Origin of the sequence: Synechococcus sp. CCY 0621, from assembly GCF_019038465.1 — a bacterium.
Classification (GTDB): Bacteria; Cyanobacteriota; Cyanobacteriia; order PCC-6307; family Cyanobiaceae; genus Cyanobium.
This window is the reverse complement of record NZ_JAFKRH010000006.1, coordinates 46,722-64,613: the sequence shown is the minus strand read 5'-3', so window position 1 is coordinate 64,613 and position 17,892 is coordinate 46,722. Positions and strand designations below refer to the sequence as shown.

Below are 17,892 nucleotides of genomic sequence, written 5' to 3'. Positions count from 1 at the left end.
GTGACCGTCACCGTCCCTTCCTCCGCCGCCGCCCCCCTCACCGCGGCCGATGGCCGCCCCTGGGACGCCGTCGTGATCGGCTCGGGCATCGGCGGACTCGTCACCGCCAGCCAGCTGGCCGCCAAAGGGGCGTCGGTGCTGGTCTTAGAGCGCTACCTGATCCCAGGTGGCAGCGGCGGCAGCTTCCAGCGCGAGGGCTACACCTTCGACGTCGGCGCCTCGATGATCTTCGGCTTCGGCGAGAAGGGCCACACCAACCTGCTCACCCGGGCCCTCGCCGACGTGGGCGAGCACTGCGAGACGATTCCCGACCCCGCCCAGCTCGCCTATCACCTGCCCGGCGGCCTCGAGGTGGCGGTGGATCGCGACTACGAGCGCTTCCTGGCCGACCTGACCGCCCTGTTTCCCCATGAGGCCAAGGGGATCCGCGCCTTCTACGACACCTGCTGGCAGGTGTTCCGCTGCCTCGACGCCATGCCCCTGCTGTCGCTGGAGGACCCGGCCTACCTGGCCAAGGTGTTCTTCCGGGCGCCCCTGGCCTGCCTGGGGCTGGCCCGCTGGCTGCCGGTGAACGTGGGGGCTGTGGCCCGCGCCCACATCAGCGATCCGGATCTGCTCAGGTTCATCGACATGGAGTGCTTCTGCTGGTCGGTGATGCCGGCCGATCGCACGCCGATGATCAACGCCGGCATGGTGTTCTCCGATCGCCACGCCGGCGGCATCAACTACCCCAAGGGCGGCGTCGGGGTGGTCGCCGAGAAGCTGGTGGCGGGCTTGCGCCGCCACGGCGGCGAGATCCGCTACCGGGCACGGGTGGTGAAGGTGCTGCTGGAGGGCGAGGGCACCCAGGCCCGGGCCGTGGGGGTGAAGCTGGCCAGCGGCGAGGAGATCCGCGCCCGCCGGGTGGTGAGCAACGCCACCCGCTGGGACACCTTCGGCTCCCTGGTGGACGCGGAGCACACCCCGGCAGCCGAGCGCACCTGGCGGCGGCGCTACAAGCCATCGTCCTCGTTCCTCTCCCTGCACCTGGGCGTGAAAGCGGAGGCGATCCCGCCGGGCAGCCATGTCCATCACCTGCTGCTGGAGCGCTGGGAGGAGATGGAGTCCGAGCAGGGGGTGATCTTCGTCTCCATCCCCACCCTGCTCGATCCCTCCCTGGCCCCGGCCGGGCATCACATCGTGCACACCTTCACCCCGTCGGCGATGGACACCTGGCAGGGGCTGGCCCCTGGGGCCTACAGGGCCGCCAAGGAGGCCGCCGCCACCCGGCTGATCCGCCGCCTGGAGGCGATCCTGCCGGGCCTGGAGGGGGCCATCACCCACCGGGAGATCGGCACCCCCCGCAGCCACCGCCGCTTCCTGGGCCGCCACGGCGGCAGCTACGGGCCGGTGCCTGCCATGCGGCTGCCGGGCCTGCTGCCGATGCCCTTCAACCGCACCGCCATCCCCGATCTCTACTGCGTGGGGGATTCCTGCTTCCCCGGCCAGGGGCTGAATGCGGTGGCCTTCAGCGGCTTCGCCTGCGCCCACCGCATCGGCGCCGACCTCGGCCTCAATCCCTGGAACCTGCCGGCGTGAAGCACCCCATGGTTCCTGAGCATCGCCTGCACTGCGTCGTGCGGCCCGGGGTGCCGGCCTTCGGCCAGGGCCTGCGGCTGGGGATCTGGCAGGGCACCGGCACGGCTGGCACGTCGGCGGCGATCACCGAAAACCTGGAGCGGCTGGAGCTGGTCTGCGGCGAAGCATCGGGGCACGGGGTGCAGTTGCTGGCCTTCCCCGAGCTCTACCTCACCGGCTACATCGTCACGCCCGCCATCGTGCGGGAGCTGGCCGAGCCGGTGGACGGCCCCAGCCTGCGGCGGGTGGCCGCCGCAGCGCGCCAGCACGGGCTGGCCGTGGCCTGTCCCTACGCCGAACGGGCGACCGTGGCCGGCGAGGTGCACTTCTACGACGCCATCGCCCTGTTCGACCGGGACGGCACGCTGCTGCGCAACTACCGCAAGACCCACCTCTGGGGACCGGATGAGAAACGCTGCTGGAGCGCCGGCTATCGCCATCCCGAAGAGGGACCGGCGTTCACGGTGCAGCCGGTGAATGGAGTGGGGGTGGGCCTGCTCAACTGCTACGAGGCGGAATTCCCCGAACTCAGCCGGCAACTGGCACTGAAGGGAGCGAAGCTGGTTCTGATTCCCACGGCCGCCGATGCCTGGGCCGAGCTGAGCACCGGCGAGCGCACCGACAGGCCCTACCCGGACGTCTCCCGCACCCTGATCCCGGCCCATGCGTTCGAGAACGGCTGTTTCGTGGCCTACGCCAACCGCTGCGGCGAGGAGACGGTGAACGGCAGGGTGATGGCGGCCTACCTGGGCAACAGCCTCATCTGCGGCCCCCATGGCGACGTGCTGGCAGCCGCCCGGCCGGAGCCAACCCTGCTGATCGCCGACTGCAGGCCCGGCGAGTACGGCCCCACCCACCCCGCCGCCACCCGCTACCACGAGGACCTGCGGCCCGAGCTCTACTGAGGTAGCGCGCCACACCCGGGCACGGACGTCGGTACGATTTGTAAACAAATGTTTCGTGTCCATGGCGGCTCCAATCCCCAGCTCCTCCGACCTGGCCCTCTACCTGGAAGCCCGCGGCGAGATGGGCAAGCCATGGGTGTGGCACCTGCTGCGCCTCAGCAAGCTCAAGGAGGCCAAGGACACGATGGAGCCCAACGAGTATGTCGAGCGGCTGGGTGAAGCCCACGCCGATCTGATGCGCCTCGGCAACTTCTGGAAAGGTCGGGAGGCGGAGGTGTTCGGGGGCCGCTACCAGCCCTCCCAGGTCATCGAACCACTGCCCGGATCCCCCGACGACCGATGAGCTCCGTGCCGTCATGCCATCGCTACCCGATGGCACCGCTGATCCGCTTCACGCTCCTGGGCCTCTACCTGGCGCTGGTGCTGCCCCTGCCGCTGCTGGCACCGGAGCCCCTGAAGCTGCCGCTCGGGCTGGCCTGCATCGCCGGCCTGGTGCTGGTGGTGGCGATCACCAGTGAGCGGGTCGAGCTCGATGGCCAGGGGCTGCGGGTGGGCCACCCGCGCTGGTGCTCCTGGCTGCTGCGCCGCGGCTGGCAGCTTCCCTGGAACCGCATCACGGCACTCACCCCGGTCACCACCAGCCAGGGGGGCAGGGTCTACTACGTGCGCAGTGCCAGCAAAGAAGATGGCCGCGACGGAGCTGCCTGGTTGCTGCCCCAGCGGGTGGTGCGTTTCGACGACTTCCTGGCGCGCTTCTCCAGTGCCACGGGTCTGTCAACCGACAGCATCGGCCGGATCAGCCCTCCCTGGACCTATCAGCTGCTGGCCCTGCTGTCCGGCCTGCTGCTTGTGGGCGAAGTGCTGGCCCTGGTCCTTCGCCCAGCTTGAAGGCGTGGACTAGTTGAGACGGCTTGAGCTGCTGGGTGAGGTGAGCAACAACCCGGAACCAGCGCCTCCGGGAGCCTCTTCACTCGTTTCTGGCAGGGTGTCGAGGCTGAAGCGGTAGCCCTGCTGCCGCATGGTTTCAATGGCGCCGCCTTCGCCAAGCCCCGCCTGCTCCAGTTTGCGGCGCAGGGTCAGCACCTGGGTGTCCACCGAGCGGGGCCCGCCACTGAAGGGCGGCCAGGCCATGCGCAGCAGTTCCTGGCGGCTGCGCACCACCCCGGGGGGCATCAGCAGGGCGCAAAGGAGGGCGAACTCCCGTGGGCTCAACTCCACCGGCTGGTCGCGCAGGGTGACCTGGCGCAGCAGCAGGTGGACCTCCAGGGGTCCGACGCAGACCCGCTCCTGCAGGCCGCTGCCACTGCGACGCAGCAATGTGCGGCAACGGGCGGCCAGCTCCTCAAGACCGAAAGGCTTGCGCAGCACGTCGTCGGCGCCGGCATCCAGAAGGGCCACCACGGGCTCGGAACCGGAACGGGCCGTGAGCACCATCACCTGGCAGTGCAGCTGGGCCGCCAAGCGCAGAGCTGAGGTTTCCTCAAGCAGCTCGGCGCTCACCAGCAGATCGGGGGATTGCTCCTGGCAGATCTCCAGGGCTTCACGGGCCGTGGCCACGGCTGCAGCCAGATGTCCATCCTGACGAAGGCGCTGGGCGAGAACCGTGCGCAGGGTCGCGTGGGGGTCGACGACGAGCACCCTGCGTGGGGTACCTCCGGGGTCAGTCAGTTTGTCCTGGGCCACGGGCATCTCCTCGGCATCACGATGAAATCAGAAGCGGAAGTGCCGACAGCCGATTGAGTGAGTCAACGCTAACTGGAAATGTGCGTGGACGCCGGTGAGGGGCGATGCCTTGTCAACTGTCTGCTCCCGAAAGGCGGTCGCGGCACGGCAGGATGGGGGCATCTGCCGGCTCTCGCCGCCACAATGACGCCAGGGGCCTCACCCCAGCCATGACAGCACTTCAACATCCCGACGCGATCCGCCACTTCCAGTCCCTGTGCGATGCCTGCCAGGACCTTTCCGATCGTCATCACGGACCTTCCGAGCTGCGGCTCTACGCGGACGGGTACCTGCATGCGTTGCGCCGCACGGCCGTGCTGGATCACCATTCCCAGCGGCGACTGGAGGAACTGATTGATCGCTGGATCCAGGACCCCTCCAGCTTCATGGGTCCCGACGGCCAACCCCGCCTGCTGATGGAAACGAGCCGCTACTGAGCGGCTCGCTGGACAGGTCCTGCCAGGGTAGGAATTACGACGCCAGAGCCACTTCCAGCTTTTCGCGCAGTTCGCCGCTGTTGTACATCTCGATCAGGATGTCGGAGCCGCCGAGAAACTCCCCTTTGACGTACACCTGGGGGATCGTGGGCCAATCGGAGAACTCCTTGATCCCCTGGCGGATCTCCATGTCGGAGAGCACATCGAACGTCTCGAAAGGCACACCCAGGGACTGCAGGATCTGGACCACATTGTTAGAGAATCCACACTGAGGCATCAATTTGTTGCCCTTCATGAAGACCACCACGGGGCTGGTCGTGATCAGGTCGTCGATGCGTTGACGGGTGCTGGCGTCCATGGTGACGGAATCGGGAAAGGAAATCAGGAAGGGAGGGCGGTCTGCACCGCCAGGGCATGGATGGCCTCGCTGGCCAGTTCGCTGCGCAGGGCGCCGTAGACAAGCTGGTGCTGCCGCACCCGGTTGAGGCCGGCGAAGGCGCCGGACACCACCTTGACCTGGAGGTGGTCACCACCACCGGTGAGATCCTCGACCTCCACGGCGGCATCGGGAAGCGCGCGGCGAATGGCGTCCTTGACCTGCTCCGGTTGCACCATGGCGGCGGGGATCGGGGGGATAACGGGCAGAAGGAATCTAAGGACGATCAGCCGCCGGTGGACGATCCAGGTGCCGTGTAGGGGGTGACGACAAAACCCAGTTCCACCAGTTGCTGGTAAGCCTTGCGCCCACCTTCGTTGGTGGGGGTCATGATCTTGACCACCTCCACCAGCAGGGGGATGGCCACCTCCGGCTGGTTCTGGCGGCGGAACAGGGCCGCCAGCCTCAGGTTGCTCTCGGCCAGCAGCGTCAGGGCCTCCCGCCCCTTGTCATCCATTTCCCGGGGGATGCGGGCATCCAGGCCGCGGAAGGAGCCGCTCAGATCGCGGTAGAAACCCAGCAGTCGACGGCTGGCATCCCGGGCCAGGTCGTAGAGGCGCCGTCCCTCGGCCAGGTTGCCGCTGGCCACAGCCGCGTCCCCCCTGGAGAGCAGGGCCTTCACCGAAGAAAGATTGAGATCGGTGCCGGCGGGCTGGACCGTCTGGGGCGTCGTGGCCTGGGCCCGGGCCGGCGGTTGGAGCAGCGGCTGGGCCAGGGCGAACAGGGCCAGGACGCCTCCGCAGACCCCGGCGAAGCCCGAGGTTCGAGCGGATCGGAGGGAAGGGATGGCGGTAGGCCTGATCACGTCGACGCTGACGGGTAACGGCCGAACTTTACGGGGAGCCGATCGGACGCCCCACCACGGCGCGGGCCGCTTGCTCGGCCGACACCATCCCAGCAGCGACCTCGACGCCGAAGGCCAGGGCCGCCTGACGACCCTGGCCCGCCGCCCGCAAGGGGGAGCCGAAGCTAATGGCGGCCCCATCGCCGGGTCGGGGATCGGCGTGGCCGTAGGCGATGCCCACCGGCACCACCGGCACATCCACGCCCTGGCTGGCGGCCAGCAGGGCCAGGCGGGCCAGCCCCTGTTGCACTCGGATGGGGCCGTCTTCGCGCCGGATGCGGCCCTCGGGAAACACCACCAGTTGCTGGCCGGCGGCGAGCAACTCCACGGAAAAACGCAGGCTGGTCAGGGTGGGACGGCCCTGGTCGACCGGGAAACAGCCGAGGCGGTGCAGGAACCACCCCTGCAGTCCCTTCATTTCATCCGCCGTGACCATGAAGCGGCAGTCGCGACCGGTGATGCGGCGACCGGCGGCCCAGGGAAGCATCAGGGCATCCCAGCGGGCCCGGTGGGTGGGGGCCAGCAGCACCGCCCCCTCCGTGGGCAGGTTCTCCCGATGCAGCACCTTCAGCTCGCCGAAGTAGCCCTTCAGCACCACATCGATGGTGACCACCATCGCCAGCGGCGACAGCCAGGGGCTGATGCCGCCACAGAGGGAGCTCTCCCGCGGGCTGATGGCCGCGCAGAGGCCTGATCCGGGGGGCGTCTGCGCCGCCAACACTCTTGATCCGGCAGAACATCAAAGCCGAAACTAGGGGCTGAATCCCCCCCTTGCGGGGCCGACGCGGGCAGTTGGACCTGCGGCCGCAGCCGCGGCGACCGATACGGTTCGGTCAGGATCGCTTCAGCCACCCGCCGCCCATGGCCAGCCTCGGGGTCAACATCGACCACATCGCCAACGTGCGGCAGGCCCGCCGCACCGTGGAGCCCGATCCGGTGCGCTTTGCCATGCTGGCCGAGCTGGGCGGCGCCGACGGCATCACCGTGCATCTGCGGGAGGACCGGCGCCACATCCAGGACAGGGACGTGGAGCTGCTGCGGGCCACCGTGCGCACCCGTCTCAACCTCGAGATGGCCGCCACCGCTGAGATGGAGGCGATCGCCCTGCGCCTCCGCCCCGACATGGTGACCCTGGTGCCGGAGCGTCGCGAGGAGGTGACCACCGAGGGCGGCCTCGACGTGGCTGGGCAGGTGGAGAGCCTTGCTCCCCTGGTGGGGCGCCTGATGGGGGCAGGGATTGGCGTCAGCCTGTTCGTCGACCCCGATGACGCCCAGCTGGAGGCCAGCCGGAGCTGCGGGGCCCGCTGGGTGGAGCTCCACACCGGCGCCTATGCCGAGGCCGCCTGGGAGCAGCAGCCGTTCCAGCTGGCCCGGATCAGCGAAGCCACCGCCATCGCCCGGGGCCTCGGCCTGCGGGTGAACGCCGGCCATGGCCTCACATATCACAACGTCGAGCCGATCGCCGCGATCGAGGCCATGGAGGAGCTCAACATCGGCCACACGATCGTGGCCCGCGCTCTGGCCGTCGGCCTCCAGGAGGCGGTGCGGCAGATGCGGGCGCTGGTGCAGAATCCCCGCCGCGACCCGCTGTTCGGCGACCGCCAGCCCTGAGGCCCCACCCGCCATGACCCGTTACCACTTCGTCGCCGCCAGCCGCGTCTTCCTGCTCGAGGAGGAACCCCTGGAGGAGGTGCTGCGCGAACGCGTGCGCAACTACGCCGAGAAGGACAAGACCATCGACTTCTGGCTCCTGGAACGCCCCGCCTTTCTCGAAGCACCCGAGCTGGCCGCCGCCGTGGCCGCCGTCCCCCGGCCCGCCGCGGCGGTGGTGTCCACCGACGAGAAGTTCATCACGTTCATGAAGCTGCGACTGGAGTTCGTGGCCCTGGGAAGCTTCGAGGCTCCCAGCAGCACCATCCCCGACCCGCTGGCCACCCTGGCCTGATCAGCGCGGCCCCTCAGAACAGACCCAGGAAGCGGCGCCTGGGCGTCTCGTCGTCGGATGGGCTCTCAGGGCGCGGCCTGCCCTGGCCGCCGTCCTGCTGGTAACGGGGCTTGCTGTCGCCGATGGTCAGGGGCGCTTCCTTGTTCTTCCACCAGATCCAGTCCCGGATCGGCGGCGTGTTCTCCAGTTCCCAGCGGGTCAGGCCCAGCCCCAGCCGGGAGGAGGCATCCAGAAGCACATCCAGCATCGCGTCGCCATCACTGCAGCGGGCCAGGGCCTCATTGGTGCGTTTGGCCCCGTCCAGGGCCTTCACCAGGGCGTTGACGCGCTGCGTGACCGGCAGATCCTTCAGATCCATCGCCCGTTGCCTCCTGAGGTGCACCGCGGGCGCACCGTATCAGCGCTGGAGCCCTGCCGGAGCCGGCGGGGGTGACAGAAGCCCCCCTCAAGGGCAACACTTGGGAGGAAGCTTCCTTCTTGATGACGTTCCCGGACCAACGTCCTCCGCGCCACTGGGTGATCGGGGATGTGCATGGCTGCGCGGACGCTTTGCAATGGCTGGTGGCCCAGCTGCCCCCTGGCGACCGGCTGGTGTTCTGCGGCGACGTGATCAACCGCGGCTCCGGCATCGAAGCCGCCATGGAGCTGGTCTGGGACCTGGTGCGCCGCGGTCGAGCCGTGTGGCTCAAGGGCAACCATGAACGGGATCTGGTGGCCCGGCTCGACCACGGCCTGGCCCCCACCAGCCACCTCGACCTGAACGGCAACGACACCTTCCGCCAGCTGGGAGCGGCCCGCTGCCGCCTCTGGCGCGACCGGCTCGACCAGCTGCCCCTCGCCTACTGGGGTCAGGGCTGGGTGGCCACCCATGCCGGCTTCGACCCGCGCACCTGGCAGCCCGACCTCAACGTCCGACTGGCCTTCTGGCAGGCCTACGACAACCGCTTCGGCGAGGTGATCGTCGGCCACACCCCCGGGCCCGGCCTACGCAGACTTGGATCGATCGTCCTGCTCGACACCGGTGCCTGCTACGGCGGTGACCTCACGGCCTACTGCCCCGAAACCCAGGAGACTCGACAGGTCAGCGGTCGACCTGTGACTGGCAGACACTTGCCCGCCCTCGTCCATGGCTCAGCCCTGAGCTGCGTCCTCTGAGCCCGGCCCCTTGCTGACGGTCTTTCGCAGCAACCGGGCGGAGCTGCTGGCGCGCGTGCTGGCCACCCAGCTGCGCTTGCAGCCGCCCGATCCTTTCGAGCAGGTGCAGGTGGTGGTCAACACCTGGCCCACCAGCCGCTGGCTCGGGGAGCAGCTGGCCGAGCACCTGGGCGGTATCGCCGCCAACCTGCGCTTCCCTTTCCCGGGCAGCCATCTGCGCCAGCTGGTGGACCAGTTGCTGGCCCCAGCGGACACAGGGGCCTGTGGGAGCGCGGCTGATCCCTGGCGCGCCGACCAGCTGGTCTGGCCCCTGCTCGACCTGCTGCCGGCGGTGGCCGCTGCGCCGGAGGGGGGACCGCTGCGTCACTGGCTGGCGGAACGGGGCGGCGGTGACCAGCTGGAGCTGGGCCACTGGCAGCTGGGGCGCGCCATCGCCGATGCCTTCGATGACTACGCCCTCTACCGGCCGGAGCTGCTGGGCGCCTGGGAGGCGGGGCAGGTGATCGACGCCAGCGGCCGGTCCCTGCCAGCAACCCAGTGCTGGCAGCCCCTGCTCTACCGCTCCCTGCGCCAGGCGCTGGGCCAGGAACCGTTCGGCCGCCGGGTGCAGGAGCTGGTCGGCCGCCTGCGCCGTGGCGAGCTCTCCGAAGAGGCGCGCGGCACCCCCCTGCGCCTCTTCGGCCTCAGCAGCATGGCGCCGATCCAGGTGCAGCTGCTTCAGGCCCTGAGCCTGCATCGCTCGGTGGACCTCTACCTGCTCACCCCCTGCCGCGATCTCTGGCAACGCTGCGGTGAGCGTCGCCGCCAGCTCAGTGATGCCCTGGCCCTGCGCCAGCCGCTTGAGGCCGCCTGGCTGCTGGAGGCCCCGGGCCTGGAAGCCCGCTTCGGCCGCCTGGGGGGGGAATTCCAGCAGCTGCTGGAGGGCACCGGCGAGGCCCAGCTGGGGGAGGAGCAGGAGAAGGATCTCTTCTTTGCTGCGGCCGGCGGCACCGGGCCGGCCCCCTTGCTGGCCCAGCTGCAGGACCAGCTGGCTGACGCCAGCCGGATTCCTGCCCTGCAGGTGGATCCGCAGGATCGCTCCCTGGAGTTTCATGCCTGCCCTGGCCGGCTGCGGCAGGTGCAGATCGTGCGCGACCGCCTGCTGCAGCTGCTGGCGGCCGACCCCAGCCTCGAACCGCGCGACATCCTGGTGATGACGCCGGACATCAACGGATTCGCCCCCCTGGTGGCTTCGGTGTTCGGCGATCGCCACGCCACGGGGGTGGACCTCCCCTGGCGACTAACCGACCGCAGCCAGGAGGAAGGTGCCGGTCTCGGCAGCACGTTGCTGCTGCTGCTGGAGCTGGCCGGCACCCGCCTGACCGCCTCCGGGCTGGAGACCCTGCTGGGTTGCCCGCCCCTGCTGGACCGTTTCGGCCTTGAGGCCAGGGACGCGGCCCGCCTGGTGGAGGCCTTGCAGGAGGCGGGCTTCCGTTGGGGCCTCGACGGCGAAGAGAAGGACGGGCCCTGCCACAGCCTGGCCTGGGCGATCGACCGTCTGCTGCTCGGCCTGGTGCTGCCCGTGGGCGTGGGCCTGGCGCCGGGGGACACCGCCCCCTGGGACGGGGGCGTGCCCCTGGAACTGAGCGGACGCTGGCTGCATCTGCTTGGCCGTCTGCGCCACTGGCTGGGGGAGCTGCGTCGCGGCGGTGCTGTGACCACCTGGGTGGAACGGCTGCGCCGGCTGATCGACGACCTCTTCGGCGATGGGGGCGAGGCCGCGGGCGAACGGCCGGAGTTGATGGGGGCGATCGACACCTGGCAGACCACCGCCGGCAGCTGTCCGCTGGCCCTGGAAGCCCCGGTGGTGGCGGCCGTGCTGCGGGAGCTGCTCGGGGCCGAAAGCGGCCGCTTCGGCCATCGCAGTGGCGCCCTGACGATCAGCGCCCTGGAACCGATGCGGGCCATCCCGTACCGGGTGATCGTGCTCATGGGGCTGGAGGCGGGCCTGTTTCCACGGCCGGGCGACCGTCCCGCCTTCCACCTGATGGAGGGCCAGCGCCAGCTCGGCGATCCCCACCCCGCCGACCAGGACCGCTATGTCCTGATGGAGGCCCTGCTCTCCGCCCGAGACCACCTGCTGCTCAGCTGGAACTGCCGCGACGACCGGACCGGCGCCTCCCTGCCCCCCTCCGGCCCGGTGGGTCAGTGGCTGCAATGGCTGGCCGGCCAGGTGGGCCCTGAGGCCATGGCGCGTCTGCAGGTGGAGCACGCCGCCAGCCCCCTCGACCGGCGCAACTTCCTGCCTGCCGACGGACGGGAGGCCCCCAGTTGCGACCGGCGCCTGCTGGAGGCGGTGCGCCACCTCAGCGGTGATCCGCCGCCGCCGCCGCCCCTGCTGGGGGGGCCAAGCCCCCTGGTGGCCCCCATCGACCCTGACACCGACGCCTTCAGCGACCTGCTGGACTGGCTGGCGGCCCCCCAGACCCACTGGCTCCGATCCCTGGGCCTGCGGCCCGGCGAATGGGACCGGCGCCTTGACGACCTGGAGGCCCTGTCCCTGGGAGAACGGGAGCGTTCCGCCCTGCTGCGGGGGAGGTTGCAGCGCTGCGACGGCGATCCCGGTGACGCAGAACCGGGCACGGCGGAAGACTGGCTCGACTGGCACCGCGGGGAAGGTCTGCTGCCCCCGAGGGCGGCGGGTGACCTGGAAGCGGGCCTGCTGCAACGACGCTGGTCGAGCCTGGCGGCGGCCCTGGAGCGCCTCGGCCCCCCCAGGCAGGTCAGCCACCAGTGGGGCCCCTGGCAGGCCCCGGTCGCCTGGCGCGGCGAGACGGTGGTGCTGGTGCACACGGCCCGGGCCCGCGTCGGCCACCGGCTAGAGCTGTGGCTGCAGCTGCTGCTCGCGGCCGCCGCGGCCGGAGGCGCCACGACAGCCGAGGCTGCGGCCCGCGGCGTGTTGATCGCTCGCGAGGACGACGTCTTCGCCCCGGCCCTGGAACTCAGGGCACCGGCACCCCAGGCCGCCCGTGATGAGCTTGAACGGCTGGCCGGCCTGCAGCGCGACTGGCGCCGCCAGGGTTGGCCGGTGCCCCCGGAAACGGGCTGGAGCTACGTGCTGGGCGAGCGCCAGCGACCCGGCCAGGGGCGGATCAAGGCCGCTGGCACCTGGGAGGGTTCCAGCTTCCACAGCGGTGAGCGGGAACGGGCCGAGATGGAGGCCTGCTTCGGTGCCCGTCTCCCGGCGGACGCCCTGCTGACACCGGAGCTGCTGGAACTGGCCGACGCCCTGTACTCCCCCCTGCTGGCGGCGGAGGGGGGACCATGACCACCATCGAGGCCCCATCCCCCGAAAGCTTCGATGCCAACGCCGTCCCCCTCGATGACGGCGTGCTGCTGCTGGAGGCCAGCGCCGGCACCGGCAAGACCTTCGCCCTGGCCCACCTGGTGCTGCGGCTCCTGGCCGAGCGGCGGCTGGGGCTGCGACAGCTGCTGGTGGTGACCTACACCAACGCGGCGGCAGCGGAACTGCGCGACCGCATCGGCCGTCGGATCCAGGAGGCGCTCACCGGCCTTCGCCCTCCCCCCGGCTGGCGGGCTCCCGATCCCGTGCTGGAGCAATGGCTGGAGCGCCAGCCGGCGGAGGCCGGCGCCCGCGGCACGGTGCAGGGCCTGCTGCTGCTGGCCCTCGAAGAACTCGACGCCGCCGACATCACCACCATCCATGGCTTCTGCCAGCGCACGCTGCGGCGCCAGGCCATGGAGGCCGCCAGCCCGCCTGAGCTGACGGTGGAGACCGATGCCGGTGAACTGGTGCGCCAGGTCGCCCACGATTACTGGCAGCAGCAGGTGCTGGCCCTTCCCCTGCATCTGGTGGAAGGGTTGGCGACGGGCGCCGGCCTGGACGACCTGGAGCGGCTGTTGCACCTGCTGGACGGGGATCCCGGCCTGGTCCTTGAGCCCCTGCCCGAAGGTCTGAGCCTGGATCGGCCGCTGGTGGAGCAGCAGGAGACGCTGTGGGACCAGCCCTGGAGACAGTTCAAGCAGGCCTGGGCGGACCATGGCCAGACCCTGGACCAGGCCTTCCGGAACGCTGCCGGCGACTGGCGCGCCGCCGGCGCCAGCAGCACCACGCCCTATGCCGCCAAGCCCAGAACCGATCACTGCGGGCTGGTCGAGGCCTGGCTCGCCGGCCAGGACGACAGCGGCAGTTACGCCGCCGTCCGTGCCGAGAAGGAGCTGGGGGGGTACTTCCACCCCGAAACGTTCAGCCGGGTGGCCCGGTCGCTGGAAGGCCCTGAGCCAGACATCCGACTGCCCTGCCCGGACCTGCTGGAGGCGGTGGCCGCCCTGCGGGAGGGTCCGGCCGAAGCGGTGCTGCTGCACGGCTGCCACTGGGGGCGGGCCGAGCTGGCCCGGCGACGGGCGCGCAGCGGCAACATCGGCTTCGCCCAGCTGCTCGAGGGGCTCGACCCTGGCCCAGAGGCCACGGCTCCCACCCCCCTGCTGCGGGCGGTGGGGGAGCGGTACCGGGCGGCCCTGATCGACGAGTTCCAGGACACCGACCCCGTCCAGTGGCGGATCCTGCGGCTCGCCTTTGCGGATGACGCCCACCTGCTGGTGATGGTGGGCGATCCGAAGCAGGCCATCTACCGCTTCCGGGGCGGCGACCTGGACACCTACAGGCGGGCCCGCCGCAGCGCCGCGCGGGTGCTCGCCCTGCAGGAGAACCGGCGCTCCAGCCCGGCGCTGATCGACAGCCTCAACGCGCTGATGGCCCCTGCGGGCCTGCCCCGCTCGCTTCTGCCGGTGCCGGCGGTGGAGGCCCGATCCCAGCGCCGCGGCCCCGACGGCATGGCCCCGGTGCGCCTGCTCTGGCTTGGCAGTGAGCGGACGGCCGAGGCCCCCCTGCCCAGCAAGAGTGCGCTGGAGGGCCGGCTGCCCGACCTGGTGGCCGGGGCCGTCGCGGAGCTGCTGGCGGAGGCCCCCGCCCTGGTGGCGGGCGACGGCCAGCCCCCCCGCCCCCTGCGTGCCGGCGACGTCGCCCTGCTGGTCCACAACCACCACCAGGCGGAGCAGCAGCGCGGAGCCCTGGAGCGCCAGGGCATCGCCAGCCGGCTGGTGAGCAAGGCCGATGTGTTCGCCAGCCCGGCGGCCACCGCCCTGCAGCGGCTGCTGGATGCCCTCGCCGATCCGGCCGATCCCAACCGCCTGCGGCTGCTGGCCGCCTCCCCCCTGCTCGCCTGGTCGGCCGAGCGGATCGCCGCCGCCGAGCCGGGCGAATGGAGCGAGCTGGCCGGACGGCTTCAGGCCCTGGCCAGGGATCTACCCGATCAGGGACCGCTCGGGGTGCTCTCCCAGCTGGTGAACGGCGAAGGCCTGGCCCGACTGAGTGCCGGCGGCCGCTTGCTGGCGGATCTGCAGCAGGTGGCCGAACTGCTGCAGGAACGGCTGCACGTGGAGCACCTCGCCCTGGTGGCCGCCGCCGACTGGCTGCGGCGGCTGCGGCTGGACCAGAGCCGGGCCTCCGGAACCATCCCGGAGTCCCACCAGGCCCACAGCGACAAGGTGGACGAGGCTGTGACGGTGATCACGGTGCACCGCAGCAAGGGACTGGAGTTTCCCGTGGTGGTCTGCCCCTATCTCTGGGAGGCGGCCGGCACCGCTCCATCGGGCCGGCACCGGGTGGGAATCCGCTGGCAGCCGCCCGGCAGCGCCGAGTCCCACCTCGACCTTCACCTGCGTCCCTCCTGGGGCCAGGGATGGCAAGCACTCCGCCAGCAGCGGCAGGCCGAACGGGCCGAGCGGGAGCGGCTGGCCTACGTGGCCGTCACCCGCGCCCAGCATCTGCTGGTGCTGGCCTGGGCGCCGGCCAAGGGTCAGCAGGCCAACCCCCTGTTCCCCTGGCTGTTTGCCGGCGAGCCCCTGCCCGATCCCGATGACGACGACTCCGTCGCAGCCCTGGGCGACGGGGACTGGCAGGCGCGACTGCGGCAGGAGATCGCCCAGCGTTCGCTGCAGCTGGATCTGCGCCACCCCCCCACGCAGCCGCCAACCCGTCGCCGCCTGCCCCAGCCCCCGGAGGCCATCGCCGCCCTGGGCTGCGGGCCTGTCCCCTTGCGTCACCTGGACACGGCCTGGGGCCGCAGCAGCTACACCGCCTGGACCCGCGCTGCCCACAGCGCCCCGGTGTCGGTGGCCGCCCTCGACGAAGGCCGGGACACCAATGATCCCAGCCCCGCCGAGGAGGCCCCGGAGGCTGGGGACGGCCTGTGGCCCGAGCAGGGCCCCTTGGCCGGTTTCGCCCGCGGTGCGGCCGCTGGCGACTGCCTGCACCGGATGCTGGAGCAGCTGGACTATCGCCGTCCCACCGACGCGGCGGCCAACCGGGAGCTGGTGGAGCGGGAGCTGCGCCGGGCCGGCCTGGAGGCGGACCCCCTGGAGCCGCTGCTGCAGGGACTGGAGCTGGTGCGCCTCACCCCCTTCGGCGCCGAGCTGGGGTGCCTGCGGGTGGCCGACCTGGGGCCGGAACGCCGGCTGAACGAGATGAACTTCGATCTCACCCTCGGCTTCGCCAGGGCCGCGGGCCTGGCGGCGGCCTTCGCCGACCACCCCGGCGGCGCTTTCGGCGCCGCCTATGCCGCAAGCGTCGCGGCCCTTCCGGTGGCCAGCCGCGGCTTTCTCACCGGTTCGATCGACCTGATCTTCACCGCCACCGGGACCGACGGACAGGAGCGCTGGTGGGTGGCCGACTGGAAGAGCAACTGGCTGGGCCGGCGGGACAGCGAGGGCCGGCCCCTGGCCTGCGGCCCCCGCCACTACGGCCAGGAGACGATGGCCGCCCTGATGGCCCACAGCCACTACCCCCTCCAGGCCCACCTCTATCTGGTGGCCCTGCACCGCTATCTGGGCTGGCGCCTGCCGGGCTATGCGCCGGAGCGCCATCTGGGGGGCTACGCCTACGTCTTCCTGCGCGGTGCCCCCGGGGAAACAGGGGCACGGGCCCTGCCCGGAGCGGTGCCGGGCCTGTTCGTGGAACGGCCGCCACTGGCGCGGGTGCTCGCCCTCGACGGCGCCCTGGGCGGCCACGCCGCAGCCGGCAGCGGAGCGGGGTCGCCATGAGGGACCCCAGCCACACCCCCCAGCCCTGGGTGGCGGCCCTCGGCCCCAGCCTGGCCGAAGCCCTGCCGCGTCTCTACGGCACCCCCTGTGATCCCCTGATCGGCGAGCTGATCCACGCCCTCACCGCCGCCCTGGCGCGGGGAGAACTGGAGCTGGATCTGAACGGACCGGCACCGGCCGGCGTCAGCGAAGCGTCCTGGCCGGAGGGCCACTGCAGAGCCGTGGCCGACAGTCCGCTCTGCAGGGATCCGGACGGCCCCGTGGCCCTGGAGGCGGGACGGCTGCAGTGGCGCCGCTGGCAACGGCAGCGTCAGGAGGTGATCGAGGCCATGATCGCCCGTGCCGGCAACCTGGAACCACCGGCTTCTGGGGCGGTGGCCGAGGCCCAGGACCTTCCCGCCCTGGCGGGCCTCGATGGTCGCCAGCGGCAGGCGGTGGTCGCGGTGCTGAACCACGGACTGGTGCTGCTGGAAGGGGGGCCCGGCACCGGCAAGACCAGCACGGTGGCCGCCATGATCGCGGCCGTCCGGGCCATGGAGCCGAGCGGCCGCCTGCACCTGGCGGCACCCACTGGCAAGGCGGCGGGGCGCCTGAGGGCCGCCACCGGGGGCACCATCCCCTGCACGACCCTGCACCGGCTGCTGGAGAGCCGAGGCAACCGGTTCGGCCGTCACCGCGGCCGCCCCCTCGAGCTCGACCTGCTGGTGGTGGATGAGGTGTCGATGCTGGACCTGGGCCTGATGGCCGCCCTGTTGGAGGCCCTGCCCGGCAGCTGCCGGCTGGTGCTGGTGGGCGACCCGGGCCAGCTACCGCCGATCGCGCCGGGGGCCGTGCTCCAGGAGCTGCAACGGCCCAAGCACCGGGGCCAGCTCGGGGACGCCGCCATCACCCTGACCACCACCTACCGCAACGCCGGGGCGATTGCCGCGGTGGCCAGCGCCCTGCGGCAGGGCCTGGCCACCGGCGCCGTCACCACCGACCCGATCGCCACCATCCTGCCGCTGCTGCAGGCCCTGGAGCCCACCGACAACCTGCAGTGGCGTCATTGCTCCCCCCGGAACCTGCCGCCGGAGTTGCTGGAGCGGCTGCGCCGCCACCAGGCCTCCCTGGCAGGGCTGGCGGCAAACTGCCGGCCAGGAACCGCTCAAGGCTGCCACGAACTGCTCGCCGCGCGTGACCGACTACTGGTGATGGCCCCCCAGCGCCAGGGACCCTGGGGGCTGGAGGCGATCCATCGGACCCTGCTGGGGGGACGACTGGACGGCGACCTGCAGGATCTGCCAGCGGGCACCCCCGTGCTCTGCCGGCGCAACCTGCCGGAACTGGACCTGGCCAACGGGGATGTGGGGCTGCTCGTGGGCGGGCCGGGCCCATCGGCGCGGCTGCTGTTCGGCGACGCTGAGGGGGAGCTGCTCTGGATCCATCCAAGCCAGCTGGCTGGGGCGGCCGAGCCCGCCCTGGCCCTGACGGTGCACAAGGCCCAGGGCAGCGAAGCCGACGAGGTGATCGTGCTGCTGCCCAGCGGCGGATCCCAGGATGGCCGCCTGCTCTATACCGCCCTGACCCGTGCCAGGCAGGGCGCCCTGCTGCTCACCGCTGCGGCCTCAAGTGTCTACGAAAAGTGAACCGTCCGGGGCTGGCATCGACCACGGATCCATAGTTCATCCATCGGCGCGGCACCCCGTGTCGAACTCTCCGGACCCCCTGCTCCAATAGTCTCCACCGCTGGG

Annotated in this window: 18 protein-coding genes; 12 read left to right on the top strand and 6 right to left on the bottom strand. The window is 71.3% G+C overall.

Annotated features, from left to right (window positions below):
* The 4 genes from crtH to KUG43_RS01385 all read left to right on the top strand — a co-directional run bounded on the left by crtH (window position 1) and on the right by KUG43_RS01385 (window position 3,410).
* On the top strand, window positions 1-1,578 hold the full coding sequence (crtH, locus tag KUG43_RS01400) for a carotenoid isomerase (protein ID WP_216905349.1): 1,578 nt from the start codon (window positions 1-3) through the stop codon (window positions 1,576-1,578).
* An 8-nt stretch (window positions 1,579-1,586) separates the two neighbouring features.
* The gene (locus KUG43_RS01395) at window positions 1,587-2,522 is read left to right on the top strand and encodes a carbon-nitrogen hydrolase family protein (RefSeq protein ID WP_216905348.1); all 936 of its coding nucleotides are present in this window, start codon (window positions 1,587-1,589) and stop codon (window positions 2,520-2,522) included.
* A gap of 61 nt (window positions 2,523-2,583) precedes the next feature.
* Complete coding sequence (locus tag KUG43_RS01390; protein ID WP_216905347.1) at window positions 2,584-2,865, top strand: hypothetical protein; 282 nt, start codon at window positions 2,584-2,586, stop codon at window positions 2,863-2,865.
* Entirely contained in the window at window positions 2,862-3,410 is a 549-nt protein-coding gene (locus KUG43_RS01385; RefSeq protein ID WP_216905346.1) for a hypothetical protein, read from the top strand. Before KUG43_RS01390 ends, KUG43_RS01385 begins: the two co-directional genes overlap by 4 nt.
* 9 nt (window positions 3,411-3,419) lie before the next feature.
* Here KUG43_RS01385 and KUG43_RS01380 read toward each other — a convergent pair whose 3' ends face one another.
* Window positions 3,420-4,160 (bottom strand): response regulator transcription factor, encoded by a 741-nt coding sequence (locus KUG43_RS01380; RefSeq protein WP_353617894.1) that lies wholly within the window; start codon window positions 4,158-4,160, stop codon window positions 3,420-3,422.
* Here KUG43_RS01380 and KUG43_RS16845 point away from each other — a divergent pair.
* Together KUG43_RS16845 and KUG43_RS01375 are read left to right on the top strand one after the other, a co-directional pair.
* Window positions 4,092-4,262, top strand: coding sequence for a hypothetical protein (locus tag KUG43_RS16845; protein WP_286194290.1), 171 nt, complete (start codon window positions 4,092-4,094; stop codon window positions 4,260-4,262). The two genes, KUG43_RS01380 and KUG43_RS16845, sit on opposite strands and share 69 nt — an antisense overlap.
* A 152-nt stretch (window positions 4,263-4,414) precedes the next feature.
* Window positions 4,415-4,681 carry a DUF6761 family protein gene (locus KUG43_RS01375; RefSeq protein WP_216905344.1) on the top strand — a complete coding sequence of 89 codons (267 nt, stop codon included), beginning with the start codon at window positions 4,415-4,417 and terminating at the stop codon, window positions 4,679-4,681.
* Window positions 4,682-4,715: 34 nt separating this feature from the next.
* Here the strand turns inward: KUG43_RS01375 and grxD are convergent, their stop codons facing one another.
* The 4 genes from grxD to KUG43_RS01355 are packed head-to-tail and all read right to left on the bottom strand — an operon-like array spanning window position 4,716 to window position 6,679.
* On the bottom strand, window positions 4,716-5,039 hold the full coding sequence (gene grxD / locus KUG43_RS01370) for a Grx4 family monothiol glutaredoxin (RefSeq protein ID WP_216905343.1): 324 nt from the start codon (window positions 5,037-5,039) through the stop codon (window positions 4,716-4,718).
* 23 nt (window positions 5,040-5,062) lie between these two features.
* On the bottom strand, window positions 5,063-5,296 hold the full coding sequence (locus tag KUG43_RS01365; RefSeq protein WP_216905342.1) for a BolA family protein: 234 nt from the start codon (window positions 5,294-5,296) through the stop codon (window positions 5,063-5,065).
* Between the two features lie 47 nt (window positions 5,297-5,343).
* Window positions 5,344-5,922 (bottom strand): hypothetical protein, encoded by a 579-nt coding sequence (locus KUG43_RS01360; protein WP_216905341.1) that lies wholly within the window; start codon window positions 5,920-5,922, stop codon window positions 5,344-5,346.
* Window positions 5,923-5,950: 28 nt separating this feature from the next.
* Window positions 5,951-6,679, bottom strand: a complete 729-nt coding sequence (locus KUG43_RS01355; protein WP_216905340.1) for a lysophospholipid acyltransferase family protein — start codon at window positions 6,677-6,679, stop codon at window positions 5,951-5,953.
* Between the two features lie 143 nt (window positions 6,680-6,822).
* Between KUG43_RS01355 and KUG43_RS01350 the strand changes: the two genes are divergently transcribed.
* The gene (locus KUG43_RS01350) at window positions 6,823-7,572 is read left to right on the top strand and encodes a pyridoxine 5'-phosphate synthase (RefSeq protein ID WP_216905339.1); all 750 of its coding nucleotides are present in this window, start codon (window positions 6,823-6,825) and stop codon (window positions 7,570-7,572) included.
* Window positions 7,573-7,585: 13 nt separating this feature from the next.
* The gene (locus tag KUG43_RS01345) at window positions 7,586-7,906 is read left to right on the top strand and encodes an MgPME-cyclase complex family protein (protein WP_216905338.1); all 321 of its coding nucleotides are present in this window, start codon (window positions 7,586-7,588) and stop codon (window positions 7,904-7,906) included.
* 13 nt (window positions 7,907-7,919) lie between these two features.
* On the opposite strand, the gene KUG43_RS01340 is transcribed toward KUG43_RS01345, so the two are convergent.
* Window positions 7,920-8,264: a hypothetical protein gene (locus tag KUG43_RS01340; RefSeq protein ID WP_216905337.1), complete on the bottom strand. Its 345-nt coding sequence runs from the start codon at window positions 8,262-8,264 to the stop codon at window positions 7,920-7,922.
* Window positions 8,265-8,386: 122 nt separating this feature from the next.
* Here KUG43_RS01340 and KUG43_RS01335 point away from each other — a divergent pair, with 122 nt between their 5' ends.
* Genes KUG43_RS01335 through KUG43_RS01320 form a run of 4 tightly spaced genes read left to right on the top strand, consistent with a single transcriptional unit; the run spans window position 8,387 to window position 17,787 of the window.
* On the top strand, window positions 8,387-9,061 hold the full coding sequence (locus KUG43_RS01335; protein ID WP_216905336.1) for a metallophosphoesterase: 675 nt from the start codon (window positions 8,387-8,389) through the stop codon (window positions 9,059-9,061).
* Window positions 9,062-9,071: 10 nt separating this feature from the next.
* Window positions 9,072-12,368: an exodeoxyribonuclease V subunit gamma gene (locus tag KUG43_RS01330; protein WP_216905335.1), complete on the top strand. Its 3,297-nt coding sequence runs from the start codon at window positions 9,072-9,074 to the stop codon at window positions 12,366-12,368.
* The gene (locus tag KUG43_RS01325) at window positions 12,365-16,162 is read left to right on the top strand and encodes a UvrD-helicase domain-containing protein (RefSeq protein ID WP_216905334.1); all 3,798 of its coding nucleotides are present in this window, start codon (window positions 12,365-12,367) and stop codon (window positions 16,160-16,162) included. Before KUG43_RS01330 ends, KUG43_RS01325 begins: the two co-directional genes overlap by 4 nt.
* Window positions 16,159-17,787, top strand: coding sequence for an ATP-dependent DNA helicase (locus KUG43_RS01320; RefSeq protein WP_216905333.1), 1,629 nt, complete (start codon window positions 16,159-16,161; stop codon window positions 17,785-17,787). Before KUG43_RS01325 ends, KUG43_RS01320 begins: the two co-directional genes overlap by 4 nt.
* Window positions 17,788-17,892 lie beyond the last annotated feature (105 nt).